The organism is Rhizobium sp. FG113 (genome assembly GCF_057809895.1).
In genome coordinates, this window is record NZ_JBMDKV010000052.1 from 1 (window position 1) to 3,123 (window position 3,123).

Genomic DNA, 3,123 nt, shown 5'->3' on the forward strand with positions numbered 1-3,123 from the left:
TCTCCCCACCTGTGGGGGAGATGCCCGGCAGGGCAGAGGGGGGTATCACACGGCAAAACCTCTCAACGGACGCCCCGCCCCAAAGCCCGCCCTCACGGCCCCGAAAAACGCGCCTCGGCAAGATCAGCCTCACGCACCAGCTTCTTCATCAGCTCTTCCGAGAGCTTGCGGTTCCTGGCCAGCCGGAAGAACTCGGCACGTTCGGCCTTGACGCCGGCGAGGCGAAGTTTGCGTTCGATCTCTTCGCTGCGGCGGGCGAGCATGGCGTCGTCGCCGGTCTTGGAGCGGCCGGCGATGCGTTGGCGGTAGATGTCCATCAGGCGGGCGCCGGCGTCGGCGTAGAGGTCGGCATCGGCGCGGCCTTCGCCCATGTCGTGCTGCAGCTGCTCGATCGCCTTGATGGCGGCCTCGGCGCCGCGAATGCGGGCCTCGTCTTCCTCGCGCTGGTGCGACGGTTCTGCGGGGACGTGGAGGTTCTTCAAGAGGAAGGGCAGGCCGATGCTGGCCGCCAAGAGCGAGACGATGATGACGCCGGCTGCGAGGAAGATCGCGAGGTCGCGGCCCGGGAAGGGAGAGCCGTCGCCCATGGTCAGCGGCAATGTCAGAACGCCGGCGAGCGTGATGGCGCCGCGGGCGCCGGCAAGCGAGGTGGCGGCCACAAGGCGCCAGCTCGGGCGGGTGAAGTCCAGGCCGTTTCGGGCAGCGCGATAGAGCGTGAAGCGCAGCGATACCCAGACCCAGGAGAAGCGTAGCACCCCCAGCGCCACGTTGATCGCGACGATGTAGACGATCAGCCACAGCGGGTCGTAGTGCCCGGTTTCGCGGACGATATTGATGGCGCTGGAGGCGATCTGCGGCAGCTGCTCGCCGAGCAGCACGAAGATGACGCCGTTCATGGCGAACTGGACCGTATCCCAGACGGCGGTGCGGCGCACGCGGGTGACGGCGGATGCGCGGCCGCTCTGCTCGCCGAAGCTCATGGTGATGCCGGCCGCGACCGCCGCCAGGATGCCGGAGCATTCCAGGTGTTCGGCGATCAGATAGGCGGCAAACGGCAGAAGCAGGCTGATGAGGATCTGCGAGCCGGTCTCCTCGCCAAGCCGGCGGGTGAGGAAACGCTGCAGCTGCATGACCGCCCAGGTGACGCCGATGCCGATGACAATGCCGCCGATCGCCACCCAGAAGAAGGTGCCGACGGCATCCGTCAGCGAGAAGGTGCCGGTGAGGGCGGCTGCGACCGCAAAGCGCATGCAGACGAGGCCGGACGCGTCGTTGAGCAGCGATTCACCCTCAAGAATGTGCATCAGACGGTTGGGGATCGGCACGCGCGCGGCAATCGCGGAGACGGCGATCGGATCCGTCGGCGAGACGACTGCCGCAAGCGCGAAGGCGACCGCGAGCGGCATGGAGGGGATGAGGAGGTGAACGAGGAGGCCGACGCCGAGCACGGTGAAGATGACGAGGCCGAGCGCCAGCTCGAGGATGACGGTCTTGTCGCGCAGCAGGCCTTCCTTGGGGATGCGCCAGCCATCGAGAAACAGCAGGGGCGGCAGGAAGAGCATGAAGAAGAGGTCGGGATCGAGGCTGACGCCGAGATCGGCCACCGAGGCGATGACGGCGCCGAGCGCGATCTGCACGAGAGGCGGCGGGACCGGGATCGGGGAGAGCCTGGTGAGTGTTCCGCTAACGACCACTGCAAACAGCAGGATCAACGAAACGCTGATGCTTTCCATGAAATGCCATGTCCTTCGTTCTTACCGTCGAAGTTCGGTTTTGCGGGTTTTTGGCTGTCGTTGCAACGGTCGTGGACCCTGTTTCGGGCCACCTGCGACATTGCGCCATCGGCGCTTGCGTTGAGGTCAAGTCCTTGATGAGGCTGGATCCGCTTGCCCATACACGGCGCGCGGTATCGAAAGGACAGGCTGTTTCGGCTCCCCCGGCGGAGCCGTGTTGCGCGCCAATCAGGCGGCCTCGTAGGTCAGAAGTCTGGTCGATCAGGCAGTCTGGGTGTTGTCGGTATCGGAGGCGAGCGAGGAGCCGTAGGTGGTCTGGTAGGCGCGGATCGCGGTCTGCATGTCGGTGAGGACCTGCGTGACGGCGGTGTTGTCGCCGGCGCCGGCGCTCTCGGCGATCTTCGACGGATCGGCGGAGAGAACCTCACTGGTCGTCAGCTTGCCGTCGTTGTTGCTGTCCATCAGCGCCAGAATGCCCTTCGGGCTGTTGCCGGAGAGGCTGCCATCGTCGTTCGATCCATCGTCGCTTTCGCTCGACTGCTGCAGCTGCAGCATCAAGGAGAGGATATCGGCTGCGATCTTCTGGGTGACGCTGGCGCTATCGGCGGTGCTGTTTGCCGTCGAGGCCTTGGTCGTCGTCGCGGTCGTGCCGCTGGTGGTGTTGGCGGCGGCCAGCTCGTCGGCGGAGACGATGCCGTCGCCGTTCTTGTCGAGGCTGGAAATATACTGGGCGCCGTTGCCGCCCAGGGAGGAAACACTGGTCACTTGAATCTCCTTTGCGAGTCCATCGTGAAAGCCGTCCTTCATGGACGAGCAGGGACGGGCTAAGGTGATTTGCCGGCGGCGTCAAAAGGGGAATGTTGTGATGAATTTCAGCCGATTGACCGAGGTCGATGGGCGGGATTAAGATTTCGTTTACGCTATGTGTGGTGGCGATTCGGGGCGGGCAATCGGCAGCCGATTGCTTCCGCAGCGAAAACCCCACGCGCGGCGTCATCCTCGGGCTTGTCCCGAGGATCTAAGCACGCCGCCGAGAATGCAACGGTACGGCTCTGGGTGGACGGCTGCGAGCACCCGCAGCGCTGTCTTTCCTCGTGTCCATTCCCGTCGAGCAAGTCGGATGCTTGGTAGATACTCGGGACGAGCCCGAGTATGACGCGGAGAGTGGAGTGCCGGCGGTGCCCGGCATCGGGCGATGGCGTGCAACTATTTGTTTCCGCAGCGAAACCTCATTCGCGACGTCATCCTCGGCCAAGGTGCCGAGGATCTAAGCACGCCGCCGAGAGTACGACGGCGCGGCTTTGACTCGGTGCCTGCGAACACCCGCAGCGCCGCCTTTCCTCGTGTCCATTCCCGTCGAGCAAGTGGCACGCTTAGCAGATACTCGGGA

At 64.8% G+C, this 3,123-nt stretch carries 2 protein-coding genes; both read right to left on the reverse strand.

Annotated features, from left to right (window positions below; genetic code table 11):
* Window positions 1-92: 92 nt before the first annotated feature.
* On the reverse strand, window positions 93-1,733 hold the full coding sequence (locus ACODTZ_RS36035; RefSeq protein WP_047505762.1) for a Na+/H+ antiporter: 1,641 nt from the start codon (window positions 1,731-1,733) through the stop codon (window positions 93-95).
* A gap of 261 nt (window positions 1,734-1,994) precedes the next feature.
* On the reverse strand, window positions 1,995-2,498 hold the full coding sequence (locus ACODTZ_RS36040) for a hypothetical protein (protein WP_489032100.1): 504 nt from the start codon (window positions 2,496-2,498) through the stop codon (window positions 1,995-1,997).
* Window positions 2,499-3,123 lie beyond the last annotated feature (625 nt).

Bases quoted from the DNA above. Each gene is read 5' to 3' on its own strand.
- ACODTZ_RS36035 (WP_047505762.1), bottom strand. From the start codon at position 1,733: ATGGAAAGCATCAGCGTTTCGTTGATCCTGCTGTTTGCAGTGGTCGTT.